The organism is Streptomyces sp. NPDC101152 (assembly GCF_044768275.1).
GTDB lineage: Bacteria > Actinomycetota > Actinomycetes > Streptomycetales > Streptomycetaceae > Streptomyces.
Genome location: NZ_JBIWPO010000057.1, coordinates 13823 through 40019, shown reverse-complemented (window position 1 = coordinate 40019; position 26197 = coordinate 13823). Strand labels below are relative to the sequence as shown.

The 26197-nt window shown below is 71.0% G+C and carries 25 protein-coding genes and 2 pseudogenes; 11 read left to right on the top strand and 16 right to left on the bottom strand.

Annotated features, from left to right (window positions below):
* Positions 1 to 801 precede the first annotated feature (801 nt).
* From ACIRVK_RS39300 to ACIRVK_RS39275, 6 genes are read right to left on the bottom strand one after another with little or no spacing between them, the layout of a single operon-like run.
* Complete coding sequence (locus ACIRVK_RS39300; RefSeq protein ID WP_404255911.1) at positions 802 to 1344, bottom strand: isoprenylcysteine carboxyl methyltransferase family protein; 543 nt, start codon at positions 1342 to 1344, stop codon at positions 802 to 804.
* Between the two features lie 34 nt (positions 1345 to 1378).
* Positions 1379 to 2509 (bottom strand): type III polyketide synthase, encoded by a 1131-nt coding sequence (locus tag ACIRVK_RS39295; RefSeq protein ID WP_404255909.1) that lies wholly within the window; start codon positions 2507 to 2509, stop codon positions 1379 to 1381.
* A gap of 15 nt (positions 2510 to 2524) precedes the next feature.
* Complete coding sequence (locus tag ACIRVK_RS39290) at positions 2525 to 4636, bottom strand: MMPL family transporter (RefSeq protein ID WP_404255908.1); 2112 nt, start codon at positions 4634 to 4636, stop codon at positions 2525 to 2527.
* Positions 4637 to 4646: 10 nt separating this feature from the next.
* Complete coding sequence (locus tag ACIRVK_RS39285; RefSeq protein WP_404255906.1) at positions 4647 to 5870, bottom strand: beta-ketoacyl-[acyl-carrier-protein] synthase family protein; 1224 nt, start codon at positions 5868 to 5870, stop codon at positions 4647 to 4649.
* Positions 5860 to 6129, bottom strand: a complete 270-nt coding sequence (locus tag ACIRVK_RS39280) for a phosphopantetheine-binding protein (RefSeq protein WP_404255904.1) — start codon at positions 6127 to 6129, stop codon at positions 5860 to 5862. The genes ACIRVK_RS39285 and ACIRVK_RS39280 overlap by 11 nt, the downstream gene beginning before the upstream one ends.
* A complete protein-coding gene (locus ACIRVK_RS39275; protein WP_404255902.1) occupies positions 6126 to 7106 on the bottom strand; it encodes an acyl-ACP desaturase in 981 nt (326 codons plus the stop codon). The genes ACIRVK_RS39280 and ACIRVK_RS39275 overlap by 4 nt, the downstream gene beginning before the upstream one ends.
* Positions 7107 to 7340: 234 nt before the next feature.
* Here ACIRVK_RS39275 and ACIRVK_RS39270 point away from each other — a divergent pair, with 234 nt between their 5' ends.
* Complete coding sequence (locus tag ACIRVK_RS39270; protein WP_404255899.1) at positions 7341 to 8186, top strand: hypothetical protein; 846 nt, start codon at positions 7341 to 7343, stop codon at positions 8184 to 8186.
* Between the two features lie 436 nt (positions 8187 to 8622).
* Here ACIRVK_RS39270 and ACIRVK_RS39265 read toward each other — a convergent pair whose 3' ends face one another.
* The gene (locus ACIRVK_RS39265) at positions 8623 to 9462 is read right to left on the bottom strand and encodes a universal stress protein (RefSeq protein ID WP_404255897.1); all 840 of its coding nucleotides are present in this window, start codon (positions 9460 to 9462) and stop codon (positions 8623 to 8625) included.
* 332 nt (positions 9463 to 9794) lie between these two features.
* Between ACIRVK_RS39265 and ACIRVK_RS39260 the strand changes: the two genes are divergently transcribed.
* The gene (locus ACIRVK_RS39260) at positions 9795 to 10241 is read left to right on the top strand and encodes an SPW repeat protein (protein WP_404255895.1); all 447 of its coding nucleotides are present in this window, start codon (positions 9795 to 9797) and stop codon (positions 10239 to 10241) included.
* 347 nt (positions 10242 to 10588) lie between these two features.
* The gene (locus ACIRVK_RS39255; RefSeq protein WP_404255893.1) at positions 10589 to 11077 is read left to right on the top strand and encodes a pyridoxamine 5'-phosphate oxidase family protein; all 489 of its coding nucleotides are present in this window, start codon (positions 10589 to 10591) and stop codon (positions 11075 to 11077) included.
* Positions 11078 to 11207: 130 nt separating this feature from the next.
* Here the strand turns inward: ACIRVK_RS39255 and ACIRVK_RS39250 are convergent, their stop codons facing one another.
* The 3 genes from ACIRVK_RS39250 to ACIRVK_RS39240 form a co-directional block, all read right to left on the bottom strand.
* On the bottom strand, positions 11208 to 11639 hold the full coding sequence (locus tag ACIRVK_RS39250) for a hypothetical protein (protein WP_404255891.1): 432 nt from the start codon (positions 11637 to 11639) through the stop codon (positions 11208 to 11210).
* 158 nt (positions 11640 to 11797) lie between these two features.
* Entirely contained in the window at positions 11798 to 12754 is a 957-nt protein-coding gene (locus ACIRVK_RS39245) for an IS481 family transposase (protein ID WP_404255889.1), read from the bottom strand.
* Between the two features lie 385 nt (positions 12755 to 13139).
* On the bottom strand, positions 13140 to 13376 hold the full coding sequence (locus ACIRVK_RS39240; protein WP_404255913.1) for a DUF1918 domain-containing protein: 237 nt from the start codon (positions 13374 to 13376) through the stop codon (positions 13140 to 13142).
* A gap of 218 nt (positions 13377 to 13594) precedes the next feature.
* On the opposite strand from ACIRVK_RS39240, the gene ACIRVK_RS39235 reads away from it, so the two are divergent.
* The gene (locus ACIRVK_RS39235; RefSeq protein ID WP_404255887.1) at positions 13595 to 14269 is read left to right on the top strand and encodes a CBS domain-containing protein; all 675 of its coding nucleotides are present in this window, start codon (positions 13595 to 13597) and stop codon (positions 14267 to 14269) included.
* A 51-nt stretch (positions 14270 to 14320) separates the two neighbouring features.
* On the opposite strand, the gene ACIRVK_RS39230 is transcribed toward ACIRVK_RS39235, so the two are convergent.
* From ACIRVK_RS39230 to ACIRVK_RS39220, 3 genes are all read right to left on the bottom strand, one after another.
* Complete coding sequence (locus tag ACIRVK_RS39230; RefSeq protein ID WP_404255885.1) at positions 14321 to 14611, bottom strand: DUF1876 domain-containing protein; 291 nt, start codon at positions 14609 to 14611, stop codon at positions 14321 to 14323.
* 789 nt (positions 14612 to 15400) lie between these two features.
* Positions 15401 to 16102, bottom strand: coding sequence for a CBS domain-containing protein (locus tag ACIRVK_RS39225; protein WP_404255883.1), 702 nt, complete (start codon positions 16100 to 16102; stop codon positions 15401 to 15403).
* Positions 16103 to 16150: 48 nt separating this feature from the next.
* The gene (locus ACIRVK_RS39220) at positions 16151 to 16708 is read right to left on the bottom strand and encodes a universal stress protein (protein WP_404255881.1); all 558 of its coding nucleotides are present in this window, start codon (positions 16706 to 16708) and stop codon (positions 16151 to 16153) included.
* Positions 16709 to 16877: 169 nt separating this feature from the next.
* On the opposite strand from ACIRVK_RS39220, the gene ACIRVK_RS39215 reads away from it, so the two are divergent.
* A complete protein-coding gene (locus tag ACIRVK_RS39215) occupies positions 16878 to 17924 on the top strand; it encodes an Acg family FMN-binding oxidoreductase (RefSeq protein WP_404255879.1) in 1047 nt (348 codons plus the stop codon).
* Between the two features lie 101 nt (positions 17925 to 18025).
* Here the strand turns inward: ACIRVK_RS39215 and ACIRVK_RS39210 are convergent, their stop codons facing one another.
* Positions 18026 to 18352: a hypothetical protein gene (locus ACIRVK_RS39210; protein WP_404255877.1), complete on the bottom strand. Its 327-nt coding sequence runs from the start codon at positions 18350 to 18352 to the stop codon at positions 18026 to 18028.
* A gap of 283 nt (positions 18353 to 18635) precedes the next feature.
* Between ACIRVK_RS39210 and ACIRVK_RS39205 the strand changes: the two genes are divergently transcribed.
* The 6 genes from ACIRVK_RS39205 (at position 18636) to ACIRVK_RS39180 (ending at position 25297) form a co-directional block, all read left to right on the top strand.
* Positions 18636 to 19967 carry a phosphoribosyltransferase family protein gene (locus ACIRVK_RS39205; RefSeq protein ID WP_404255875.1) on the top strand — a complete coding sequence of 444 codons (1332 nt, stop codon included), beginning with the start codon at positions 18636 to 18638 and terminating at the stop codon, positions 19965 to 19967.
* 152 nt (positions 19968 to 20119) lie between these two features.
* Positions 20120 to 21259 (top strand): site-2 protease family protein, encoded by a 1140-nt coding sequence (locus tag ACIRVK_RS39200; RefSeq protein ID WP_404255873.1) that lies wholly within the window; start codon positions 20120 to 20122, stop codon positions 21257 to 21259.
* 536 nt (positions 21260 to 21795) lie between these two features.
* Positions 21796 to 22782, top strand: a complete 987-nt coding sequence (locus ACIRVK_RS39195; RefSeq protein WP_404255871.1) for a GAF domain-containing protein — start codon at positions 21796 to 21798, stop codon at positions 22780 to 22782.
* 538 nt (positions 22783 to 23320) lie between these two features.
* Positions 23321 to 23809 (top strand): hypothetical protein, encoded by a 489-nt coding sequence (locus ACIRVK_RS39190; RefSeq protein WP_404255869.1) that lies wholly within the window; start codon positions 23321 to 23323, stop codon positions 23807 to 23809.
* A 239-nt stretch (positions 23810 to 24048) separates the two neighbouring features.
* Complete coding sequence (locus ACIRVK_RS39185) at positions 24049 to 24258, top strand: hypothetical protein (RefSeq protein ID WP_404255867.1); 210 nt, start codon at positions 24049 to 24051, stop codon at positions 24256 to 24258.
* Between the two features lie 169 nt (positions 24259 to 24427).
* A complete protein-coding gene (locus tag ACIRVK_RS39180; RefSeq protein ID WP_404255865.1) occupies positions 24428 to 25297 on the top strand; it encodes a universal stress protein in 870 nt (289 codons plus the stop codon).
* Between the two features lie 8 nt (positions 25298 to 25305).
* Here ACIRVK_RS39180 and ACIRVK_RS39175 read toward each other — a convergent pair.
* Positions 25306 to 25523 (bottom strand): annotated as a pseudogene (locus ACIRVK_RS39175) (hypothetical protein); the annotation flags it as partial.
* Positions 25524 to 26104: pseudogene (locus ACIRVK_RS39170) on the bottom strand (transposase family protein); the annotation flags it as partial.
* Positions 26105 to 26197: the final 93 nt, after the last annotated feature.

Sequence of the window (26197 nt, the reverse complement as noted above, 5' to 3'; positions counted from 1 at the left end):
AGTTCGGCGTAGGTGTGCTTGCGCAACTCATATTCACGCGGCACCCCGTGGGCGAACGCCACCTTCGACACCCAGTTCGCGGCGTCATTGACCGTACGCAGGGTGCGCTCAAGCACGGATGCCTGCGCGGCGTCCGGCATGAGCTTGACCTGCGTCACGATCTTCACCGGCGCGATCGTAGCAGTGCTATGTCTCACCCCGCTGAGAGTCAAATCCCCATACCCGCAGGGTCCGTAGTGTCATCCACACCCTCCACGCACACGTGGTCTTCACCCCCAGGTAGGCGCGGAAGCCGCGGAAGCTGCAGGCCTTGTCTGCAACGACCTGATCGGGCTTGCAGCGCGGTCGGCCCAGGCCGATGCCGCCGCAGCTTCGTACGCCGGCGCGGGCGCGCCGAGTACGGGCAGAACCGCACCAGCAGCATCAGGTACTGCACCCGCGAATGCGCCCGCCCCCAGGTGCAGCGCGAACTGCGCCGGCGCCGCAGGCAGCAGACTCCCCCGCTCCCGCAGCCGCCATCCCAGAGCCCCTAGGCCCAGGACAGCCCGGTGTCTGCCCGCCAGGCGGGAGATACGTCGTGATCAGTCTTCGGGAACACCAGGCGAAGGCCGTCTCGCAGATCCGCGCGGGGGACGCCATCCGCGCCTGCGCAGGGGCGCGCTCAACGGTGGTCTCCGCGAGAGGATCCGGCAAGACGATCACGGCCGCGTGGGCTGCGCTGGAATGCTTCCGCGGCGAGCGGATCTTCATCATGGTCCCCAGGCGGCGGGGGCGAGGGTGGATGGGTGTCATGCCGGATGGTCATTGACCAGTCGCGAGCCGCAGGGCTGAGTTTTCCGCGCGGAGGCGTACGGCGAGCAGGGCCGCGTTGGCCACGGTGAAGAGCAGGGCGGTCGTCCACGCGCCGTAGACCAGGGGCAGAGCGATGCCTTCGGTCATCACGATCACGTAGTTGGGGTGCCGGAGCCAGCGGTAGGGGCCGTGGGTGATCAAAGGTAGACCGGGAACGATGATGACGCGGGTGTTCCACTGGGGGCCGAGGGCCCGCACGCACCACAAGCGAACGAGGTTGGCCAGGACCACCATTGCCAGGGCGGTCCAGGTCAGTGCGGGGACGAAGGACCGAGATGTAACGGCGATCTCCACGACGATGCCTGCCAAGAAGGCGACGTGAAGGACAACCATGACCGGGTAGTGGCCACGGCCGAACTCCACGCCGCCGCGCGCCATCGCCCAGCGAGTGTTTCGTCGGGCCACGACGACTTCCAGCAGGCGCTCGGCGGTCATCAAGGGCATCAGCATCAGCAGCCAGAAGGGGAAGACGGTGAGTCCCGCGTCGGTCATGACGGCATCTCCTTTGGGGTTGCTTGCGACGGAGTCACCAGCGGAGCAGGACGAGTTCGACTGCGAATCCGGGGCCCATGGCCGCGACGAGACCTGGAGTGCCGGTCGGGGGCGGGTTGCCCATCGCGGTGTCCAGTACGTCGATGACCGATACGGACGACAGGTTGCCCCGGTGGGCCATGGAGCGGCGGGTGAGTGCGGTGGCCTCCGGGGGGAGGCCCAGGGCCCGTTCCACGGCGGTGAGCACCTTGGGCCCGCCGCCGTGGAGGATCCAGCTGCCGATCCGGTCAGTCCTCAGGTCGTTGCGGGAGAGGAAGGTGTGTACGGCTTGGGGGAGATGTTCTTCGGTGAGTGCGGGCACCTCTGGTGCCAGACGGATCCGGAAGCCGTAGGAGCCGATCTCCCAGCCGAGCGCGTCCTGGCTGTCGGGTACCAGCCAACTGGCGCTGTCCACGAGTTCCGGCCCCAGGCCTTCGCCTGCCCGGTGGGCACCGGCGGCCACCACGACCGCCGCGCCGTCACCGAACAGGCTGCCGGCGACGATGTTCGCCATGGATCCGTCTTTCTGCTGGTAGGCCAGGGAGCAGAGTTCCACCGCGAGCAGGACGGCGATCTGGTCCGGGTGTGCGCACAGGTAGTCGCGGAGCAGGGCCAGGCCCGCGGCTCCTCCGGCGCAGCCGTTTCCGAACAGCGGGACGCGTCTGACGTCCGGCCGCAGTCCCACCCGCTGTGCCAGCCGTGCTTCCAGTGAGGGAACGGCCAGTCCCGTCACGGTGGTGCTGATGATCGCGTCGACCTCGCCGGGGCGTACCCCGGCCGCGTTCAGCGCTCCGGTCAGGGCTTGTTCGCTGAGGTCGAGGGCGGTATGCAGCCACACCTGGTTGGTCTGCGTGAAGTCGTCCAGATCAGCGAGTTCGACGAGCTTGTCCAGTGGAAGGGCCAGATGCCGCGCGGACACGCCGGCGTTCGCCTCGATTTTCCGCAGCATCAGGACGCCGGTCGGGGAGTTCATGAGGGTGGCGCGTGCCAGCGTGGCCATGATTTCGTGCTGGGGGTAGTGGTACGGCGGGAACGCCGTCCGGATGGCCGCGATCCGTGGAGCGGGCGCCGAGCCTTGGGCCGGTGATGCGTGGCCGGGTGGAGCTGGGGTGGTGGAGTGTGACATGCGTTCCCCCATCGCTTATGTTTCGCTTTTTTCTGGGCGTACGGTCAGCTGTCGTGAGGCCGGGATGCGGATCGAGGGGGCCCACCAGTTGGCCGGGCCCAGCGCGCTCATGACGGCGGGCACCAGGACGCCGCGTACGAGGGCGGCGTCGACGAGCGCGCCGAGGGCCACGCCGATGCCGATGAGCTTGAGCAGGGCCACGTCGGAGGTGCCCATGGCCGCGGTGGAGAGGGCGACGGCGAGCGCGGCGGACGTCATCAGGCGGCCGGTGCGGGCGATCCCTTCGACGATCGCGGTGCGGTTGTCTCCGCAGCGCCGGTACTCCTCCCGGATACGGCCAAGCAGGAACACCTCGTAGTCCACTGACAGCGCCAAGGTGATGAGCAGGACGAACAACAGCGTCGAGGCGTCGAGGACGTGCGTCACCGTGAATCCGCCCAGCAGCGTGCGGCCATGGCCCTCCTGGAAGATCAGGACGAGGGCGCCCAGGCTCGCCCCGAGGCTGACTGCCGCCACGGCCAGCGCCTTCAGCGGCGCGACCACGCTGCGGGTGAACAGGCCCAGCAGGAGGACGAGTCCCACACCCAGCGAGGTCAGGCACCACGGCAGGGCGGCCACGATGGCGTCGGCGGTGTCGGTGACCTCGGCGGCCCGGCCGCCCACGGCCAGGTCGCCGGGTGCGGGGGCGTTGCGCACGGCCCGCACCGCGTCGTCGCAGGCCCGGGTGCCGGGTGCGGCCGGTGCGACGGCCAGCAGCACGGCCGCTTGCTGTGCGGGGAGGCTTCGCGCGACGCGTACGGCCGTGAGGCCCGCCAGGGCGTGAAGCCGGCCGGCGTACGCGGCGGCACCGGCCGTGGCCTCGGGTCCGGTGACCACCACGGTGAGGATCCGGTCGGGCGGGGCGGCGAACTCACTGCGCACGCGCTCGGCCGCGGCGGGGGCCGCGGTGGTGGGGGGCAGGGTCCGTTCGTCGACCACACCGAGCCGGACCTGGCTGAATGGCGTCGCCAGCAGCACCAGCAGCACTGTCACCAGGCCCCCGGCCCACACCGGCCGTGCGGTGACGGCCTGGGCGGTACGCCGCCAGCACCGGCTCGCCTCCCCGGTCAGCGTGCGCCGCCACCGGGCGAGGGGGTCCCATGCCCCGGCCCGGGGGCCGAGCAGGAGCAAACAGGCGGGCAGCACCGTCAGGGCGATCACCGCGGCGAGCACGGTGACGACCATGCCGGCCATGGACAGGGCGCGCAGCAACGGCACCGGCACGAGCAGGACGGGGGCCAGACAAGCGGTGATCGCGAAGGCGGAGAAGACGACCGACCGGCCACTGGAGCGACGGGCCGCGGCCAGCGCCGCCTCCAGACCCGCGCCGCGCGCTGTCTCCTCACGCACCCGGGCGAGCAAGAACAGGCTGTAGTCGACGGCCAGCCCGAGACCGATGGCCGAAGCGGCGTTCACCGCGGGCCGCGGCATGTCCACGGCCCGCGCCAGCAGACCCAGGACGGGCAGGGTGCAGCCCACGGCGAGACCGGCGACCAGGACGGGCAGCGCGGCGGAGACCAGGGAGCCGTAGGCGAGGACCAGGATCACAAACAAAGCGGGTGCCGCGAGGACTTCGGCGCGCCGGAGGTCACGTTCCACCGTTTCGTCGACCGCGCGGTCGGTCCACGCCTCACCGCTCGCCGCGACCTTCAACCCGGGTACGGCCGACCGGGCGGCGGCCACCACCTGAGGAGCCGCATGCTTGCGGTCCTTGTCCGTGCCGCGCAGCCGTACCTCGACCAGCTCGGTCCGGCCGTCGCGGGAGCGCAGCCACGGATCACCCGTCGTCCCGGCCGACCACACCGCTCGTACGTCCGGCTCACGCGCGAGGGCCCGGACGACGCGCGTGGCTCCCTCCGGCCGGTGCGGCAGCGCCAGCACCAGGTCGGGTGCCGGTACGCCCAGGTGTTCCGCACGCTGCCGGGCGCGTTCCGCCTCGGTCCCCGTGGCGACCGCGCCGCCCGTGCTCAGCGCGGCGAACGCGAGCGGTGCCAGCAGCACCGCGGCCACGCCCGCCAGCCCGGCGCACAGGATGATCCACCAGGCTCGCTGCCGCGGGCCCTGCTGCGTCAACGCTCTTTCTCGCATCGGGTCTTTCTCAGGTGGACGTGAAGAGCAGGACGGCGTTCTGCCCGCCGAACCCGAAGGAACAGCTGATCGCGGTCGTCGCGTCGACCGGGCGCGGACGGCTGGCCACGATGTCCAGTTTGTGCTCGCCGTCCTGGCCCTCGAAGTTCGCCACCGGCGGGACGAGGCCATGGCGCAGGGCGAGGACCGTGTACGCGGCCTGGATCGCTCCGGCCGCGCCGAGCGCGTGACCGATCACGCCCTTGGAAGCGGTCACCGGCGGGACGTCGCCACCGAACACCCGGGTCAGAGCCGCCGCCTCGGAGGCATCGTTCAACGGCGTCGAGGTGCCGTGCGCGTTGACCAGACCCACGTCGCGGGCGGCGCGGGCCCCGTCTTGCAGCGCAGTGCGGAGCGCCCGGGCCGCGCCGGCACCGGTCGGGTCCGGGGCCACCGGATGCCGGGCGTCCGCGCCGGCTCCGTAGCCGCTCAGCAGGGCCAGCGCCGGCGCCCCGCGGGCCCATGCCTGCGGGAGGCGTTCCAGTACGAGGACAGCGGCGCCCTCGCCGAGGACGAAGCCGTCCCGCGCCGCGTCGAACGGCCTGCTGGCCAGCTCCGGCCGGTCCCGGCGCCGGGAGAGCGCACGCATCCGGGTGAAGCAGGTAGCCGTCATCCGGGAGCGGCCGGACTCGCTGCCGCCCGCCAGGACGATGTCGCAGGTGCCCGACCGCAGCAGGTCCCGTGCGACACCGATCGCGGTCGCGCCCGAGGCACAGGCGCTGGAGGTGGTGAAGTTCGGTCCCTGGGCGCCCAGATCGATGGCGACCTCTCCGGCGGCCATGTTCGGCACACTGCGCGGCAGCGCCAGCGGTGATACCCGCTCGGGGCGACCCGCACCGAGATGGCCGAACTCGGTGACGTAGGTGCTCAGGCAGTTCGAGCCGACACCGAGCACGACGCCCACCCGCTCGGCGGGCCAACACGTGGGATCGAGCCCGGCGTCGACGACGGCCCGCCTGGCGGCGACGAGGGCGAAGTGCACGAACCGGTCCACCCGCCGGGCAAGCGACCGGCCGAGCTCCGCCACGGCGTCGAAACCGGGCACCTGGCAGGAGAAGTCGACGGGCAGATGCGCGAGTTCCGGGTCGGGCGCGGCCAGGGAGCGGCCCCGGCACAGGGCCGCCCAGTTCTCCTCGGCCGTGTGCCCCGCGGGAGTCACCAGGCCCAGTCCGGTGACCGCGACCTCAGCGCGCATGATCGAACATCCGGGCGGCCTCGCCCAGCGTGGCCGCCGGGGACAGCTCCACCGCCTCCTCCGGCAGGACGATCCCGAACTCCTCCTCGGCCGCCACCACGAGTTCCATCAAGGACAAGGAGTCCATCCCCAGACTCTCGAAGGTCGTCTCCGCCGTCAGCTGCTCCGGCTCCGCCTTGACGTCAAGGTGACTGGTCAACAGGGTGACCAGACGCTCGTGCAGCACCGGCTGGACGTCCTGTCCCACTTCCTGTGTCACCCCGTGACCTCCCGTCCTCCGGTGCGGGAACGCCCGGAACCGCCGCCGGCGTTCATCCGCTCGTACAGTTCTCGCGCGCGGGACGCCTGCGCCCGCAGCCACACCAGGTGCTGCCCCAGCCGCTCTTGGGCCTGCTCGCCGGCCGGGCCGAGGCCGGACAGGGACATCACTCCCAGGGCGCGCAGCAGGGGCCGTACGACGTGCTCGTGGTGGACGTCGAGATCGAAGATGCCGGCGGCCGCCACCCGCAGGGCACGGGCGCGGAAGCCGGGGATCGTCGTGCCCGGCATCTGGAAGCCGCAGATCACGTCGGTCAGGGCCGCCAGCGCCGCATCCGGGACCATACGCAGAGCGTCGGCGTACAGATCCCGGTAGAAGAGCATGTGCAGGTTCTCGTCCGCGGCGATGCGCGCCATCAGCTGTTCCCCCACCGGGTCACCGCACATGACACCCACGTTCCGGTGCGCCTGACGGGTCGCCAGCTCCTGCACCGTCACATATGCCAGCGCGTGCAGGACGGTCGGCAGGTCACTGCGGTAACCGGCGCCCACCTGCCGCATCCGCAGCTCCTCCAGGGCCACCGGGTCCATCGCGCGACGGGCGTGGACATAGGTCCGCATGACGCAGGCGTGGCGGTCCTCCTCCGCCGTCCACCGGTGCACCCAGGTGCCCCAGGCTCCGTCCCGGCCGAAGCGAGAGGCGATCTCGAAGTGGTAACTGGGCAGATTGTCCTCGGTGAGCAGGTTGACGAGCAGAGCGTCCTGCACCGCCTGCGGCAGCGCCGACTGCTGCGGATCCCAGGCGGTGCCGTCCAGAGGGCCGTCGAAGTCCCGTGCTCCGCTCCACGGCACGTACTGGTGAGGAAACCACTCCCGCGCCACGCCCAGATGCCGGTCGAGCAGACGCCCCACCGACGGCTCCAGGTCCCGCAACACCCCTGCTGTCGTGTCCGATGCCACAGTGTTCACCTGCACCATCTCTCCATTGCCGCGCATCCCGGCAGCAGCCCCCCGGACATATCCGGGGCCGCGGGCCGACCCGCCCCTACAAGATCCATATCCTGCAAACGATCGCGGCTCCGCGACGTAACGAGGGGTTGTCAGGGCGATGATCTCGGACGGTGGCTCCAGCGGCAGGCGAACACGTCCCGCATCACCATCCCCCGCCTCACCCGACTGGTACCCAGTTGCCCTGCACCACGGGTACGTCCTGTGCTTCTACGGCTCGCAGCTGGGACCTCCACCAGCGTCCACCCGGCCCTGGAAGACGCGTACACCACCGAGGCCGCCGTATCCGATCTGTGCAACCTGGAAGGCGCCGCCGCCCTCGCTCCCTTCGCAGCCAACCGGATCCTCCTCGGCCACAAGGACGCAGACCCGCCGTACCGGCCCTACAGCCAGGACCGCCTGGAGCAGATCACCGACGAACTCCGTGCAGTCGTCGACGCCCATCCCGACGCCGAACTCCTCGCCCCTGCCGCCGTCACCCGGCACCCCGACCACCTCCTCGTACACGAGGCCGCGGCCCGCCTCGGATGCCGATGGTTCTGGGAAGACCTCGCGTTCTGGTCCACCTACGCACTCGCCGGATGCGACCAGCACCTCTTCCGCGCCCGCACCGGCCCGACCCTGACGACCGAACTGGTCGACATCACCGACGTGGTCCTCGACAAGAACCGGCCTGCTGGTCGTCGCGGGCGGGCTGTGCAGTTGGGCGGCGCGCTCGGCGTCGCCGTGATCGGCAGCCTGCTGACGACCCGTTACCAGGATCGCATGGCCCCACCGTTGGCGCCGTACCACCTCCCTCGCATCCTGTCCGACAGCGTGCTCGGCTCGCTCGGCGGGGCGCTGGAACTCGCCCAGCGGGTGGGCGGTACGTCCGGCCGACTGCTCGCGGCCCTGGCCCGCTCGGCGTTCGTCAGCGGGATAAGCCTCGGCCTCACGGTCGGTGCTGCGGTCGGGGCTGGTGGAGCGGCGCTGGCGTTCGCGGCTCTTCCGTCCCGGCCGCCCACCGACACTCCGACGTCGGTGAATCCGTCGAATCCGGAAGGAGAATGACCGCGCGGCCCCGGTGCTCGAAGGGGGCACAGCGCCTGCCGGTCACGATCCGCTGAAGGAACTCAAGAACGCGACGGCGATCCCGACACGTCGGCCGAGTGCCGGGCGACCGCCGGGGCTCTCTTCACGGTGTCGCGCTCTGGGGCTCGCGACGCAACTCGGTGGGGGCGGGCTCGACCACCGTGTTGCACCGCTGGCAGGTCCGCGGTGGGCATCGGACTCGGCAAAGCTCAAGGAGTGCGGCGGTGGCCCCCGACGATCGCCCAACCAATCTTATTGCCTGGGCATTGGTCGCGCCCGCGCTCACAGAGGCCGAGCGGGCGGAAAGGGCGAGAGGCACTGTCCCACAGCGCTTCACGAGATCTGCCTCTACGCCGTCGTCGACCAGCACCGCCGCGTACCCCGGGCTCTGCGGCCGGTCGGTCGGGCATACCCGCTACCTGTGCCCGGCGAACGACACGACCGACGACCGGTCCCGGAAGAGGGTGGTCGCGTCGGCGAGCGTCAGCGGGCCGAGCGAGACCCGGTAGTGGTGGCCGCACAGGTAGAGGTCGACCGGGAGGCCGTTGCGAACCGGCATGAGGACTTTGACCTGGGGTGGGGCGGAGCAGCAGCACGCACGCGTGGGCCAGCCGTTCGTACCACCGCCATCCGTATCGGTGTCGCGGGCTTTCTCACTGTCATGGAGTGGTTGTCGCATGGCGTCGAATGCTTTCTCCAGGGAGTGCCGGCATCGGTGGATGTCGGCACTACAGCGGACGAGATCACTCACGGGGATCGTCATTACCGGGCACATGGCGTGCTTGGCGCAGTACCGCCAGGTGGAGCGGCGGAACCAGCGCCACGGCCACAGTCGTCGCAGGCGGCGTGCGGGGGGCTTGCCCACGACCAGCAGGTCGTCGTCCCTGTACGCCGCGCCGACCAGCACCGGGCCGGGTGGGCCGACCGACGCCACCGGGTGGACGCGCACTTCCTGGGGAACACCGCCCAGCGCCTGCTCGAAGGTTCGGACCACCATGTTGAGTTCCCGCTGTTCGCAGGCGGCCTGCAGCCGGTGCCAGGGCTCGGACGTCGGAGGTTGGGGAAGGGGTGGCAGCCGCCAGTCGGGCGGGCTCTGGCAGGCTGTGCCACCACCAGCTGGCGCCGGGTAGGCGCGCACGGCGATCAGTTCCCGGCCCAGCCCCCTGGCCTGTGCCACGGCGGCGTGCAGGGCACGCAGGCCGGCCGGGGAGTCGTCCACGCCGACGATGACGCGACCGCCGGAGGATCCGCTCATCACCGGTCACCGTCCCTCGGCCGCAGCTCGTGTCTCAGACACCAGCATCCGTGCGGGCACGGCGGCCGGGCAGGGGCCACAGGTACCGCGTGCGGGGACGTACGGCCCCAGGTGCGTCGGCTCCCGCGGCAGCCACCCCGGTGCGGTCGCGCGCTCCGGCGAGGCCCGCTACCGGTGTCCGCAAGATGGGCTTCCTCCCTGTCGACGGGACGTTCGGCCCACGACATCCGGCGGCGACAGCCGCACGCTGTAAGGGAGAGATAAAGACGGGTCCCGTTTGCCCGGTGCGCTGCGGGTCCGGCGGGACCGGAATGTCGGTGGAGGTGTCTAACGTGGCCGAACGCATATTCCCGGGTATCGAGGAACACCCGGACATCCTGGCGCTGCGTGCCCGCTCCGAGCGGGCGACCTCGACGGTGACAGCGCAGGTGATGGAGGGACTCGGCCTGCTGGCCGGTCTGTACCTGGCGGCATCGGCGTGGATCGTGGGCTTCGAGGGGAGCCTGCCGACGGTCGCCGTGACCAACCTGATCGCCGGGCTGGCGTACGCGTTCTTCATAGGCGGCGGTTTCGGCTCCGCCTACGAGCGCACGCACGCCATGAGCTGGGCGGCTGCGGGGATCGGAGTGTGGACCATCGTCGCCCCGTGGGCGGTCAACGCCTCCAGGAACGCGCACACCACCGCGGAGATCGTCAGCAACGTGGTGGTCGGCTCCCTGGCCTTCGTCCTCGCCGCGGGGACAGCCCTGCTGGGGCTGAGGGCCAAGCGCCACACCTGAGAGAAGAGTGCGAAAGCGGCCGGTCGTGGCGGAGCCGCCCGACCGGCCGCCACCATGGGCACGCCGGAACCAACGCAGACGTGTGTGCGGTGAACGCCGTTGTCCGCACCTCTCAAAGAGCGCTGGTTTCACTGCCCTGTGATCCCAAAAGGGCCGAACGGCCCTGGCGCACCATGCTCGACACGCTTTCCATTGAGGATCAGACCTGCGAGCGGCCCCGGCCTCCGGCCCCGTGCGGCGGACAGGTGCCGCCGCGCGTGAAGGGCACCGTCGATGGCACACCAGCCACATCACAGGGCCGCAGGCCGACTGGACAACCATGGCACCGCCAGGACCTGGCTCCGGCCGTGAAGGACGAGACAGCCCGCCGGTTCGTCACGGCCAGCCAAGAACGCGCGACGAACATCTCAGGGGTGCGCCGCGCAGTCGAACTCACCCCGGACGAGGCACTGCGGTTGCTCGGCAGCGTCTCACTGGGCCGTGTCGTCTTCACCCGCAAGGCACTGCCGGCCATCCGCCCCGTCAACCACATCCTCGACAACGGCGACATCGTCGTGCGTACCCACGAGGGCGCCGCCCTGGCCGCCCATGCCCGTCAGGACGGTGTCGGCGGTGTCGTTGTCGCCTACCAGGCAGACGACATCGATCCCGGCACCCACCTCGGCTGGAGTGTGGTCGTCACCGGCTACTGCCACCTCGTCACGGATCCGGAGACGGTGGCCCGCTACCAGGCGAAGCTCCTCCCCTGGTCGGACCAGCAGATGGACCAGGCCGTACGCATCCGCCCCGACTTGGTAACCGGTATCAGGCTGGTCGCCTCCGATCCCCCATCCTGAGCGGCGGGCGTCGCGGTGGCCGACGTGTCCGATGCGGCACAGCCGTTTGATCACGCCATGCAGGTGCGGTTTCTCGTTGGGGCGACGTTGCAGTCGCGCGTCGCGAGCAGGTCGGGCGCATGGGGGGCCGTCAGCAGCTGGCTGGGCGCGAAGCGGCTGCGCATGGGATCGCCCCCAGTCCCGCCGGGATCAGACCCTCGTCGGCCAGCAGTCCCTGTATCCGGCGCATGTGACGTCGGCTGGCCCCCTCGTCGGGCAGGAGGAGGTCCAACGGCACGCCCACGTCGTCCGGCACCGGGGTGCCCAGGTCGCGTACGGCGTCCAGCAGGGCCTGGACCCCGGCCACGCACTCCTCGTCGTCTCCGCACGCCGCCGCCGACTGCACCACGGCGTCCAGCTCCCCCAGCGTGCCCAGGTGGGCGTCGGCGATCTCGTACCGGCCCTCGCCAAGGATCCGTGTGATCACGACGGTGCCTCCTCGCACGTGCCGGCCCTCGGGCGTCTTGTCCTTCTCGGCCCGGGGATCGTCCCGCCCGCTGTCGCGGAGGGAATTCCCGGCCACAGCCCCGCCTCCCAGACCGGCTGGAGGCAGAATTCTCTCGACCTCGGCCACCACCTTCCTCCGCCGCCACCGGCTCCGCCTGAGTGCCAACGACCCTCCTGGTACCCCGAACGGCCCCCATCCTCGGTCCACTCGCTCAGCCCATGCCGACCTGCGCGCTAGATGTATTGACCTGAAGCGTTGTTCACACGGCTGATCGGTGGATGGCCGCCGAGTGCGGTGTGGCAGCGGTGGTGGTTGTAGGCGTGGAGGAAGTCTGCCAGGGCTGCCGTGCGTTCGGTGTTGCTGGTGTAGGGCCGCAAGTAGGCCCACTCGTCGAGCAGGGTGCGGTTGAAGCGTTCGACCTTGCCATTGGTCTGCGGCCGGTAGGCGCGAGTCAGCTTGCGGCTGGCGCCCAGGTCGGCCAGGGCCTGCTGCCAGGCGAAGCTCTTGCGGTAGGGCCAGGCATTGTCGGTCAGGACCCGCTCGATGCGGTCGATCCCGGCTGCGATGAAGAACGCCGCGGCCCGGCGGAGGAAGGCGGCGCAGGTGGCGGCCTTCTCATCGGGGTGGATCTCGCTGTAGGCGAGGCGGGTGTGGTCGTCGACGGCGGAGTGGACGTAGTCGAAGCCGACGCTGCTTCGTTTGGCCCGACCGGCCTGTCGGCCCAGGACTTTGTGGCCGCCGCCGTCGGGGATGCGGCCGAGTTTCTTGACGTCCACGTGGACCAGTTCGCCAGGCCGGTCGCGTTCGTAGCGGCGGATGGGCTGGCCGGTGGGCCGGTCCAGGAAGGCCAGCCGGTTCAGGCCGTGCCGGGTGAGGATGCGGTGCACGGTGGAGGCGGGCAGTCCCAGGATGGGGCCCAGGCGTGCGGGCCCGAGCTTGCGGTCCTGCCGCAGCCGGCAGACACGAGCCTCGGTCGTGGGGGCGGTCCGGTGCGGGGTCGTACGCGGACGGCTGGAACGGTCGATAAGCCCGTTCTCGCCCTCCAGTCGCCAGCGCCGGATCCACTTGTGGGCTGTGGGACGCGAGATGCCCATCTCTGCGGCGACGTGGGCGACGGGGCGGCCGGCATCGACACGTTCGACGAGCAGCCGCCTGCCGTGAACGGTCAGCCGGGCATTACGGTGGGACACGAAGGCCTCCGTGCGGTGAAGATTCGACACCTCCACCCCACACGGAGGCCTTCGCCGTGATCAAGCCGGGCCAGCGTTAACAACGCTCGTGATCAATACAGCTAGAGGCCGGGCCGAGCCGATGCCGGCGACCCTGCGGATGCCGGCGCGCGTCAAGGCCCGCCTGCGGCGGCGGTCCAATCCGGTCCGGGCCAGGAACAGGGGGAAGTGGGCCGGTGCATGTTCGGCGGGTTTCTCCGTGACGGCACGGCGTGGGTACTCCTCGACGCCTGGCGCAGCCGGACCGGCGACCGGTGGCCGGCGCCTCCCTGGGGGCTGATCTTCAAGGAAGCAACCGCTGTTGCTGAAAGAGCGCCAGGGGCGATGGCGCGGTCTCGGTCGTTCCTCAGTCCGTGCCCGCCCTGTCGCGCTCGGCGGCCGGCTTCCTGGGCGCGTGTTCGACATGGCGGACGTGCGCGTCGGGACCGGGGAACACGAGCGTCACCTCCTGCGTGTCCGACCAGCGCACGTCGTAGGGAGGCGTTCCGTCCTCGTGGTGCAGTCCGACTATCTCCCCGTCGCGCTTGGTGACCCCGGTGGTCGGGCTTTCGACGACAAGTACGTCACCGAGTTGAGCTCGCATGATCGTCACCCGCTTCCTCAGCCTGCTCCTGTACCCAACGTGGCACGCATGGGCGGCGGCCGCATGGGCTCAGGAACCCTGATCCGAGGGGACCGGACGGCTCTGTTTCCGGGCCTTCCGGCCCTCAACAGGTCCTGGTCGGCTCTGCTGCAGACGACCTGTTCCTGACACGCTTGGCATGTGGCCGCGCCTGCCGTCACGCCGCGAGGGGGGACGACATGCGGCATCGTACTGTTGCCGACCTGATGACCCGTAATGTCGTCCGTGCCAGGCGCGACACGCCGTTCAAGGAGATCGTCGAGCTGCTGGCGGAGAACGACATCACCGCCCTACCCGTGGTGGACGAGATGGACCACCCCCTGGGTGTCGTGTCCGAGGCGGACCTGCTGCGCAAGTGCTCCGCCCAGACCGACCCGTCCAGCCGGACGCCAGTGCCGCACGTGGAGACGTGGGAGCGCGCCAAGGCCGAGGGCGCCACGGCCGAGGAGCTGATGTCTGCCCCCGCCGTCTGCGCACGTCCGGAGTGGACCGTGGTCGAGGCGGCCCGCCTCATGGCGCTGCGGAACATCAAGCGGCTGCCCGTGGTGGACGAGGCGGGCCGGCTGCTGGGCATCGTCAGTCGCGGCGACCTGCTGCGGATCTTCCTGCGCCGGGACGACGCCATCCGAGACGAGATCACCCAGGACGTACTGCAGCGGACGCTGCACCTGGCGCCCTCGCAGGTGGCGGCCGAGGTGTGCGAGGGGAAGGTGACCCTCGGAGGAACCGTCGAGGCGAGCAGCCTGGTCCCGATCATCGAACGGCTGTGCCACAACGTCGATGGTGTGGTCTCGGTCGCCGCGCACATCGGGTACCGCTTCGACGCCTCCCGGACGGCCCCTGCGAAGCAGTGAGCGCCACGCGCCCTGCCCGCGGCGCCCGTACCGGTCACACCGCCTTTCCAGTCATACGGGCCAGCCGACGGCCGGTGGGGATTCCCGTTTGGCCGCGGACGGGTCCATGGCCACGACGTCCCGCCCGGCGGTGTCCAATAGCTGCCGGCCGAGGTCGTGCAGCGCCCGGCCGGCGGCGAGTTCGTCACCGATCTCCGGCACGTCGGTGTCCCCGGGCTTGCAGTGCGCCGCCCCCTGGCCGGTGAGCGAGGTGGTCCCGGTGTCCAGCACCACTCGTGCCTTCGTCGTCCCCTCCTCCTCGAAGAAGTAGAGGCGGACCTTCCATTCCGCGGTGTGCGACATCGTTTCCTCCTCATCCCGTGCGTCGGGCATCGGCATCACCTCCGCGTTCCCATCTCGTCGGCGTCATTCCTGGGGCCGGCGACGACGGCTTGCGGGAGCGCATGGGCGGTTCCGTTCGCCCTTCCCCTCCACTACAGGCGCGCCACGGCCGGACCACCAGGGCCGAACAGACCATGTCGGAGCCCGATGCGCTCCTGCCGTCGAGGTCGAGGTCTACTCGTGCATCAGCTGTCGTCGAGGGCAAGGACGAGCGCCGCCCCACCGCCGGCCACCGGGACCAGTGTGCCCGCAGCTGCCACGGCGGTGGCCGCGCGGAGTCGCCGGTTCGGCGACGCAGTGGTGGTGCCGGGCGACGGGAACTCTCCCGCGAGCTGCCCTTCGCCGTCCGGCTCGGAGGCGTTCCTGGCAGCTTCCCGCTCTGGAAGCCAGGTGCCGGGTCCGCCAGCCGTACGAGGATCACCTGTGACGACGATATCGCCGCCCGTCGGGCTGGCAGGGCCCGGCACCGGGGCGGGTGACCGGCCCGCCCCTTTCCCGAGGGCCGCTTCGGCGGCCTGCGCCGGTCCCCAAACCGGCGCCACCCGCGAGACATACGAGTCCTCCGTGGTCACCGCCCTGCACGGCCACGGGGAACGTCGGCGACGAGGAATTGTGCGGGCGAACCGCATCCCTCTCGCCGGCTCGCGGACTCGTCTTGAACTCTCGCACCACATGCGGCTCCCGGCGATGGGACGAACGACTCCCCCAGGGGGCCGACCGGACCAAGGCGCCCATGTGAGGGTTCCGCCCTCACATGTGGCCGGAGGCCCCCACGCCGGAACGTGCCCGAGTGCCGGTGCGGCGATGGGTGAGGCGGCTGGTGACCCCCACGACCCCGTCCACGTGACCGGCGATCCACGCCGCGAGTTCGGCGTCCTCGCGCCGCTCCAGATGTCCCCTCAGGGTCACCACTCCCCCATCGACTCCGACGTCCACCACATAGCGGGGAACATCCAGTCCCAAGAACACCCGCCGCGTCACGTCCTGGCGGATCTCCTCATCCGTGCGCAGGAAGACCCGCAGCAGGTCGCCGCGGGTGACGATGCCGACCAGGCGATGCTTGTCGTCCACCACGGGCAGCCGGTCCACACCGTGCTCGCGCATGATCTGCGCAGCCTCCGTGACGTAGTGGTCCGGGGTGGCGGTGATCGCGGGCCGGGTCATCAGCCGATCGGCGGTCCTGGCACGGGCCTTGACCGCGGCCGTGCGGGCCGAGCGGGTCAGCTTCGGCCGACGGACGTGCCTGTGCCCGTAGCCCTCGACCTGTTGCACCTGATGCTGCAGGAGATCGGTCTCGGAGATCACTCCGACGACCTTCTCCTCGTCGTCCACGACGGGCAACCCGCTGATGCGGTTGTCCAACAGCAGCCGGGCGACCTGCTTGAACGGCGTCGCACCGTCGGCGCGCACCACCTCCTGGGTCATGACGTCCTTGATCCTGCAGTACATCATCGTCCTTTCCTCCTTTCGTGCTTCGGCTTGCGGTCCCTTTGGCCGTGCTCAGCCGACGGGTGCGAGTACGACCGGGCAGTGCGCTCCGTGCAGCAACGCGTGCGTGAACGAGCCGACCTGTAGGCCGAGCCGCCGCCCATGCCGGTGGCGTGCCGTGATCACGACCAGGTCGGCCGCCCGACTGGCCTCCACCAGCGCCCTCGCCGCGCCGCTCCACACGGTGTCGATCCGCACTCCGACCTCGGGGAACTTCTCCCGCAGCGCGGAAATCGCCATCCGCGGGACCGCATCCTCGCTGCCCAGCTGCGTCTTCAGCTCTGCCTCCAGCCGCGCGGTGGGAGGCGCGGGCAGGCTGCCCGACGGCTGCGGCACGGCGGCCACGTGCAGGACCCACACCTGCGCGCCGCGTCGCTGGGCCACTTCGAAGGCGAACAGGGCGGCACTCGCGTCGGTGTCGTCGGCCACGCCCACCAGCACCGTTCCGTGTTGCGGCTCGCCCGGCGCCCGCTCGCCGCGCACCACCAGCAGCGGGCTGCCGCAGCGGGCGGCGACCCGCAGACTCACCGAGCCGCCCAGCCGTTCAGTGACCCGGCCCGGACTCCTCAACCGCGTTGCCTCCAGCCGCACATGGGCCGACCGTCCCGCAGCCGGGGCCGTCGAGTACCTGCGGACGGTGCACCCCAGCACCGATGCTCGATGGTGAGCCCGCGAGGCGGCCGTCTCGCGGATGCCCGCCGATGAGAACGAATCCGACGATGGAACGGCGGTGCCGGCCATGGCCGCTCTGCGTTCGCCCGCCGGTCACGCGTCCTTCTACCTGGTCCGCGCGGCCGTCATGGCGCCTTCCCTCTACAACACCCAGCCCTGGCGCTTCGTCAGCCAGGGCGGCGAGGTGCAATTGCACACCGACACCTCTCGCGGGCTTCCGGTCACGGATCCCGCCGGCCGGGAGCTGGTCATCGGCTGCGGCGCCGCCCTGTTCAACCTGCGGATCGCCATGCGGCATCTCGGCTTTCTGCCCCAGGTCCGCGCCTTCCCGGACACGGCCGCCCCCTGGCACCTGGCGACCGTCCGCTGGGGACCGTATCTGCGGCCGGACGCGGACGAGGAGGCGATGTACGCCGCCCTGACGCGCCGGCACACGCACCGGGGCCCGTTCCGGCCCGATCCGCTGCCCGTCACCCTGATCGAGGAACTGCAAGAGCACGCTCGCCATGAGGGCACCGAGCTGTCACCCCTCAGCACCACCGAAGACCTGCGCAGGGCCGCCGACCTGATCCGTACGGCCGAGGCCGTACGGCGCAGCCGCCCCGCCTACAGCGTCGAGCTGGCCAACTGGACCACTCCACGGGGCAGCGCCCGCCACGACGGCCTGCCTCCCAGCACCTATCCGCGGGACCCCGACACCACCGCCTTCGCCGGACGCGACTATGCCGCACACGCCCGCCTGGGCTACGGGGGGGACATCTCGCCCCACCCCGCTCGTCCGACCCTGGGTCTGGCCGCCCTCCTCGACACCGGGCAGGACCTCCCCGAGGACTGGCTGCGGGCCGGACAGGGCCTGCAGCGGGTCCTGCTGCACGCCGCCGCCCACCGCGTATGCGCAGCCCTGCACACCCAGCCGCTGGAACTGCCCGCGCTGCGCGAGCAGTTGGGCCGGACATGCGTGGCTGGACGCCACCCGCAGATGCTCCTGCGGTTCGGCTACGGCGGCCTCGTACGCCCCACGCCCCGGCGCCCGGTCCGGGACGTCCTCTCCCGTCGCGCGCCCCGGGCCCTGCACCCCGCCGGCCGACTCGGTGGGAAGCGCGGGGACGGGTGATGGCGTTCGACTCCCGTACCGACGCCGGCCGCCTCCTCGCCGACCGGGTGGCGCGCCCGCTCGGCCTCACGACACAGGCCGGTCGGCCACCGGTGGAGCGGTCAGCTCGGGAGCACGGAGTGTCTGTCGGTCGGCTCCGAACTCGCGCCGGGCAGAGCCGGTAGCGGCAAAGCGGCACCCAGGCAGGCGAACGCCAGCCCGTGCCGGTCGGCCAGCGCGCGTGCCAGCCGGACCACACCGAGGCCGCCTGCGCCCAGTCCTGTGGTCTGCCGTATGTCAACAATGACCGCCGTGCCGCCAGGGCGGATGGCGGAGTGCAGCAGGCGGCCCAGCCGGGGTTCGGCGGCGGGACCGATCTCCTGCCGGACCTCGATGAGAAGGCATCCCGCGTGGCAGCGGATCCCGACAGCCGAGAGATCGTCGCCCACGTGCCCTGCCGTTGTGACTGCCCGCAGCCAGAACGGCAGGGCACGTGGGCGACGTGGTGGAGAGTCTGCCGAAGGGCGGAGAAGAAGAGGAACGCTCCACGTCATGATCCCCCCCTGAGCGCAGTCGTCGAGCCGGAACCTCCACAGCGCGTGCAGATAAACGAAGCCTCGTCCTGGCGGAGACGTCTCGGGAGGGTCCGATGGTCCCGAATCGGGGCCGCATGCCTCTGCCGCCGTCCCCGCCGACGCGTTGCAATCAAGGGAGACGGAGAGGCGGTGTGCCATGCGTTTCGACGACCGTCGGGCGGCCGGGCGGCAGTTGGCCTGGCGCCTGGAGTTCCTGCGCGGCCAGGAGGTGGTGGTGCTCGGTCTGCCGCGCGGCGGTATGCCGGTGGCCTACGAGGTGGCCCAGGCGCTCGACGCACCGCTGGACGTACTGGTGGTGCGCAAGCTGGGCGTGCCCTGGCAGCCGGAGCTGGGTTTCGGCGCCATCGGTGAGCACGGGGTGCGCGTCCTCAACGACGACGTGCTCGCCCAGACCGGGCTCAGCCCCGGCGAGCAGGACGCCGTGGAGCAGGCCGAACGGGCCGAACTCGACCGTCGTGTGCTCCGCTACCGCCCCGGCGGCAGGCCCGTCCCCGTGGACGGGCGGACCGTGGTGATCGTGGATGACGGGCTGGCCACCGGCGCCACAGCCGAGGCCGCCTGCCAGGTCGTACGACGCCAGGGCGCCGCCCGCGTCGTGCTCGCGGTGCCCGTGGGCCCGGCCTCGACGGTCGCGCACCTGCGGACGGTCGCCGACGACATGGTCTGCCTGCAGTCCTTGCATTTCCTCGGCGCGGTCGGCGCCTGGTACCACGACTTCACCCAGACCTCCGACGCCGAGGTGACCGCGCTGCTCGCCCGGGCTGCCCGCCCCGCGCCGTCTACTCGCCCCCAAGTCGCCTCACCCTCGCTGCCGAACCGGGAAGTCCATGTCCCGGCCATCGATGTTCGGCTGGGCGGACGGCTCGTGCTCCCCGACTCCGCCCCGGCGGTGGTGGCGTTCGCACATGGCAGCGGCAGCAGCCGGCACAGCCCCCGCAATCGCTACGTCGCCGACGTCCTCAACCGGGCCGGGCTGGGCACCCTGCTGCTCGACCTGCTCACCGAGGACGAGGAGCACGACCGCGCCAATGTCTTCGACATCGTCCTGCTCGCCCGACGCCTGCACGCCGCCGCGCTCTGGCTGCGTCACGAAACCGCCCTGCCCGTGAGCTACTTCGGCGCCAGCACCGGTGCGGCCGCCGCCCTGGAGGCCGCCGCGCCGGACGCCGGCATCCGCGCGATCGTCTCCCGTGGCGGCCGCCCCGACCTGGCCACTCCCGCCGCCCTGGAGCAGGTGCGTGCCCCGGCCCTCCTCATCGTCGGCAGCCGCGACCCTCGGGTGCTGAGCCTCAACCGGCTCGCTGCCGACCGCATGCACTGCGATCACCGGCTCGCCGTCGTCCCCGACGCCACACACCTCTTCTCTGAGCCCGGTACCCTGCCCGCCGTCGCCCGGCTGGCCTGCGATTGGTTCACCACGCACCTCGCCCGCCCGATACCCGAGGCGCCTGGCAGCCGATCAGCATGACCATGCCCGGTCAACGCGCACGTGAACCTGCCGATCGTCCCCCGACAAGGCCCTGGTGGCCCACCCCTCGGCGCCCTTCCCCACCCGATGATGAGAGTGCGGCACCGGTTTCCGGCGAGCGGGACCTGGTGCACTGAGGCGGTGAGAGCTCAATGGACGAGACGTTGCCTCTGGGGCGGATCGCCGGTGTCCGCGTCGGCCTGAACTGGAGCGTTCTGGTCATCGTCGCCCTGGTCACCGTCACTCTCGCCGAGGCTCGCTTCCCCGATGCCCACCCCGGCCACTCCCCCTGGGCCTACTGGACGCTGGCGTTGCTGGCGGCGGTCGTGTTCCTGGCCTCTCTGCTCGCCCACGAACTCGCCCACGCCGTCGTCGCCCGCCGCAACGGCGTGCAGGTCGACGGCATCACCCTGTGGATGCTCGGCGGCGTCGCCCGACTGCACAGCGAGGCAAGCACGCCCGCCGCCGAGCTGCGCATCGCCGGGGTGGGGCCGCTGACCAGTGCCGTCGCGGGCGGGCTGTTCGCGGGGCTGGCCCTGTGGCTGGACGCCCTGCACACCTCAGGGCTGGTCGTCGAGGCGGTCACCTGGCTGGCCGCGATCAACATCGTGCTGGCCGTCTTCAACGCCCTGCCGGCCGCCCCACTGGACGGCGGGCGCCTGCTGCGCGCGTTCCTGTGGCACCGCACCGGCGACCGACTGCGGGCCACCCACGGGGCCGCGTCCGCAGGGCGCTTGCTCGGCTGGTTCATGATCGTTACCGGGTTCGCGGCGATGTTCATCGCCAGCGACCTGTCCGGACTGTGGCCTGCCCTGATCGGCTGGTTCCTGATCTCCACCGCGACCGCCGAGGAACGTCAGGCACAGCTGCACGGCGTGCTGGACGAGATCCCCGCCAGCCGCGTGATGACGCGCGACCCGATCACCGTTCCCACCACCACGACCCTCGCGGCCTTCCTGGCCGAAGCCCCGTTCGGCCGCTACCGCCACTCCGCGTTCCCCGTCCTCGCCCCGGACGGCACGGCGGCCGGCCTGGTCACTGTCCGTCTCATCAACCGTGCCCCGCTTCAGGCCCGCTCGACGACCACGATCGGCGACGTGATGCGCCCGCTGCCCGAAGTGACCACGGCCTCGCCGCACGACCTGGTCGTGGAACTCCTGCCACGCCTGAGGGAAAGCCGGGACCACCGCGCCCTCGTCCTCGCCAACGGCCGCCTCGTCGGCATCATCACCCTCGCCGACATCACTCGCGCCCTCTCCTGGCTGACCACCGCCACCCGGCCCCGGACCTGACGCGCCACCACACAGAACACGGCCTTCCTCGACGCAGGTACCGCATGAAGACGGCCCCACCGGCTCCCCTGCCGAGGACCAGTCGGTTTGATCGTCGAGACCACCCGGGCGGATCGAGGTCGTCCACGTTGCGGACCGGACGTTCGCCCTCTTCGATCGCGACACAACTCACCTCGACCAGCCGTGAAGACCGGCGACGCGACAACGCCAGTCCCACCCCGGTCGATTCCCTGGCTGCCCGCGTCGCTTCCGACGCAGTCTGTTTCCTCGAGCGCCGGTACCAGCCGTACGAGCACCTGGGCACCTGAAGACATACGCAAGCCGGACAGCCCGCACTACCGGACAGCCCGCAAAAGTGGCATCAAGCCGCTCCACCGTGTCTGAGCTGCCCGGACCTCACGGCCATCCACCGGAAGGGCCGGACTTCGGTGGCCGGCGAGTTCAGAAGGACCGGTACGCCTGTTCGGTACGGCCTCACGGACGTAGCCTGATGACGGCGGGACAAGGCCCCGACGAAGGCATGTGGGTGCATGTCCATGAACACCTCTCAGAACCTCCCAGGGCGGCTGGACGAGGTGCTGGCCTCGTACCGTTCGACCTTGCTGCGACCACCACTCGGAGACGGGTTGGCCCGCAGGCTGGACCATCTCGGCACCTACGTCGACCTCGCCCTGGACGAGCCCGCTGCCGTCCAGATAGTGCAGGACGCGGTGGCCGGACTGCGCGAGGTTCCCCGCCTGAGCGCCGTGCTTCCCTCGATCACCGACACGGCGATGGCACTCATGGGCGCCGACTTCGGGAACATCCAGGTCATCGACCCGCGCGACGGTTCGCTCGTCCTGGTCACCCAGTCCGGCTTCCGTGACTGTTTCATCGATCACTTCTCGGTGGTCCGCGACGACAGTTCCGTGTGCGGCCAGGCCGCCCGGCAGAGTGCCCAGACGGTCGTGGCAGACGTACGCGCCGACCGGGCCCTGGAACCGCACCAGCAGGTCTTCCGTGCCGCCGGCGTCCGCGCCGTCCAGTCCACCCCGCTGATCGACCCGGCGGGCCGGATCATCGGCATGATCTCCACCCACGCGTCACAGCCCGGCCGACCGTCCGATCGGGACCTGAAGCTCATGGAACTCTACGGCCGGCTCACGGGCCAGGTCATCGCACAACACCTCGGCGAGTCGCCCACGTCACCTACGAGCGGCGACGGCCTCACCATCCGCCTGCCCGACGCCGCCACCCTGCCTTCGCCCGACAACGCGTCCATCGAACTCCTCATGCGGCAAGTACTGTCCGACACCATCAACCAGATCTTCTCGGCAGGACTGAACCTCGCGGGCACATTGCAACTCGTGACCCACGACGACCTCGCAGCGCGGCGCGTGCAGGCCGGCCTGGACGAACTCGACGAAGCGATCCGCCAGATCCAGCAGGCCGCGCTGGAGATCAGCACCCGTCATTCCGGCCGAACCGGAACCAAGGGGACCGGTCGCCGTCCTTCCGGGGCGCGAGTCGTGCCGGGCGGCTGACGGGGCGTGTGAAGGGACAGGAGTGAACAATCGGGACGGCGAGGCCGTCAAGGGTGCTCACGTCGCCCTGCAGGGTGACCCGCCGGGTCGACCACCCGGTGGCCGACGGGCCGGCCGCAGCAGCCCGGAAGCGCGTGGACGTGCCCGGCCGACGTCCCCCTCCCGCCGTCGGCCGGGCACCGGATCCCCACCCACCACGCGGGAGGAAGTCGGGCAGGGAAAGCCGGTCCGAGGACGGCGTGCAGGGTCGGCCGACACTCGGCCGGGGTCCTGGGCACGGCACACGACGTTATTTCGCCACCGCCCGGCCGACGAGAGGCGATCGGGGCCCCTGGACAGGCGTACCGGCCCATTGACGTATACGACGCATCATCAACCGGTGAGAACGGACGGGCGCAGACGTCCTCGAAGCGTGACGCGCCAGGCCCTGAACAGCCCTGTCATACCTACCAGTTGGCCCTCGAAGGCAACCCGCTTCCGCGCTGTACTGAGAAGTGAAGTACATCCGCGTTCTTCTTCGAGAAGGGAGGAGAGCGTCATGGCCACGCCCCGTACCTTCCGTCGTATCGCGCTGGGAGCCATGGTGCTCGGCCTCGCCATGATTGCACCAGCCACCGAGACCACCGGCACGGGATCCGCCGAGGCCCTCGTCGCGGTTGAGGGCCGCAGTGGGAGCCCGGCGTCCACCGTCGACCACGTCGCCGACTTCTACGGCGCCTACACCGACGCCCTGCACGACGTGGGCCACGGCCGCCTGACCGACGCCCTGCGCCGTCACTACCTCACCGCCGAACTGCGTCACACCCTGACGCGTTGGGAGGCAGCCCACCACCAGGACGGCGTTGTGCACGCCAGGCAAGTCCCCACCCGGTGGAGCGTCGAGTACAACGACAGCGGCATGGGCCACTGCTGGACCAGGGTCACCCTTACCTGGAACGACGCCGGAAAGCAGAAGCACACAACCCACCTGATGATCCAGTCCGACCTCGCCACACGGCTCATCTCCGGCATCCACGCGGACGGTTGAGGCATACGGGCCCCGCCGCATGAGCCGGCGGGGCCGGGAAGGGACCGGGCGGCCCCTGTCCCCGCTCACGACGTGCGCGCACTCTGACGGCACGCCCGGCCGCAGCGGCGGCGGGATTCCCTCAGCCGGTACACGAGCAGGCCCCCTGGAAGCCCCGATGAGCACGATCCCCTGGCGCCGGTCACGCAAAGCGTGAAGCATCCTTCCTGGTCCTGCCCTGCGCACGGCGCACCGTCGGCGTGGAGACCGCGGTGCGGCTGCCGACCGTGATGATGCTGGTCGTCGAAGACGCGTGCACCGCTTTCGCCCGGAAGGACTGGAAACGCCGCGAGCCGTCCCGCCGGCGTCCCCGGGCCCGGCACCAGTGGCACGCCGAGGGCAGCCTGCTGCAGGAGAAGGAGAGACGGCTGAAGGAACTGGCCGCTCAGTGCCTGGACGCACCCGACTGAAGGCCGCAACAGCCGTCCGGAATCCGGCCGCCCTCCCCGTCCTCAAGGGCCATACGGCCCCAAGACAGGTCCGCAGAGCTCTCGCGTACCGTCCCCGCGCCTCGGACAGAGTGGGGTTCCCGGTTCTGCCCGCTACCAGGATCGCTCCCCCGACGAGAGGTGTGTGATCATGCCCCGCCCTGTCACCGCCGGGATCGACGGCAGCGCCGCCAGTCTCGCCGCCGCCTCCTGGGCCGCCTGGGAAGCCGAACTCCATGGCGCAGCACTGCACTTGGTTGCCGCTTGGCCGTCACTGAACGGCAGCGGCCTCGACAAGTCGGAGTCGGCCGCGCGTCGCCGCTGGGCAGTCCGCTCCCTCGCCCTGGCAGCCGACCGCCTCAGCAGTCGCCACCCCTCGTTGACCATCCATACCCGGGTGCTCGACGCACCACCCATGGAGGCGCTGCTCACCGTCGGCGCGGACGCGGAACTCCTCGTCCTCGGCTCTCGCGGTCTGGGCACCCCGTCCGCCTCCCCGCTCGGCTCCACCAGTGCCAGGACCGCCGCCGCGGCCGGCTTCCCCGTCACTCTCGTGCGTCCCCCGCCCCATCTGGACGAGACGCCCTCGGACGACGCTCCCGTCCTCCTCCCACTCGACGTCGGCCATGGCCGCAACGACCTGAGCGCGGCCGTCGCCTTCGACGAGGCGGCACTGCGCCACGTACCGCTGCGGGCGCTGTACGTCTGGATTCCACCCGCTCCCATCCGTTCCTGTCCGGTCACGCCCTGGGAGCACGGCCCCTCGCCGCGCGCTCGTCGTGCCGAGCGACTGCTCACCGAGGCTCTGGCGCCCTGGCGGCGGAAGTTCCCGGACGTACGGGTGGAAGAGGTCTGCCTGGAGGACGTCCCCACCTGCGCCGTGACCACCGCCACCAAGCACGCGACCCTCACCGTCCTCGGCCACCGCGTCACCCCCGGCGACACACCCCGGCTCGGCGCCGTGGCCCACGCCTCCATCTGCCAGGAGGAGTCCCCGGTAATGCTCGTCCCACACGCCTGACACCACGCCTCGTAGTTGACAGGAACGACGGCCGGACGGCCGTCGGCCGACGACACCGCGGCGCGCCCCGCGCCGTGGGTGGACAGCAGGGCACGGCACTCGTCCGGGCGGAGATCTGGAGCCGCGGATGCAACAGTGCGTGGCCCTGGCCCGGTGGCAGGTCGACGCCGCCTCCGCGCAGAGCGGCGGCGGTCGTGTCCAGTGCGCGGGCCAGCCTGATGAGAGCTTCGCCCGGCAGCAGGGGCCGGTGAGGCCGTTTGCGGTGTGGTAGGACCATCCCGCAGTTGAGGTAGGGGCCATCAGCCAGGACGGTCACGCCCTGGCAGTGTTCGCTCAGCCCGGAGGCCCGCCAGGCGTGCGCGTCCGCGGTGGTGCCCGGCACCGGGCGGGCGGCGACGATCACAAGACGGGTGTCGGCATCGACGATGACCTGCACGTTCGCGGAGAAACGGTAGTCGCGTGACGAGGAGCCGACGTTCCGGTCGCGGACCGGGACCAGGGTGCCGCCCACGATCCACAACCTCTCCGTCGCATCGGCCGGGCGGGAAACGGGCTCGAGCGCCAGCAGCGGACCAAGCCGCTGAATGACCCGGCACACCATGGAGGAGGAGACGCCGAACAGCGGACCCAACTGCCGCATCGTCAGGTTCGTGCGGTAGTACACCGCGACCATCAGCACCCGCTCGGCCAACGGCAACGACCACGGCCCGTCCCGCAAGGTGCCGTCGCCACCCCGCTCTCGCACCACCTTCAACAACCCCGAGACGTCTCCACCCACACCCGCTCAGCACGTAAGACCCCACCCATACCAAGGAGATGCCCAGCTCAGAGCCTTGTGCAACACCCTTTGTGCCGCGGTAGGCGGTGTCTGCCCCAGAAGGCGCGGCGTCGTGGGGGTCC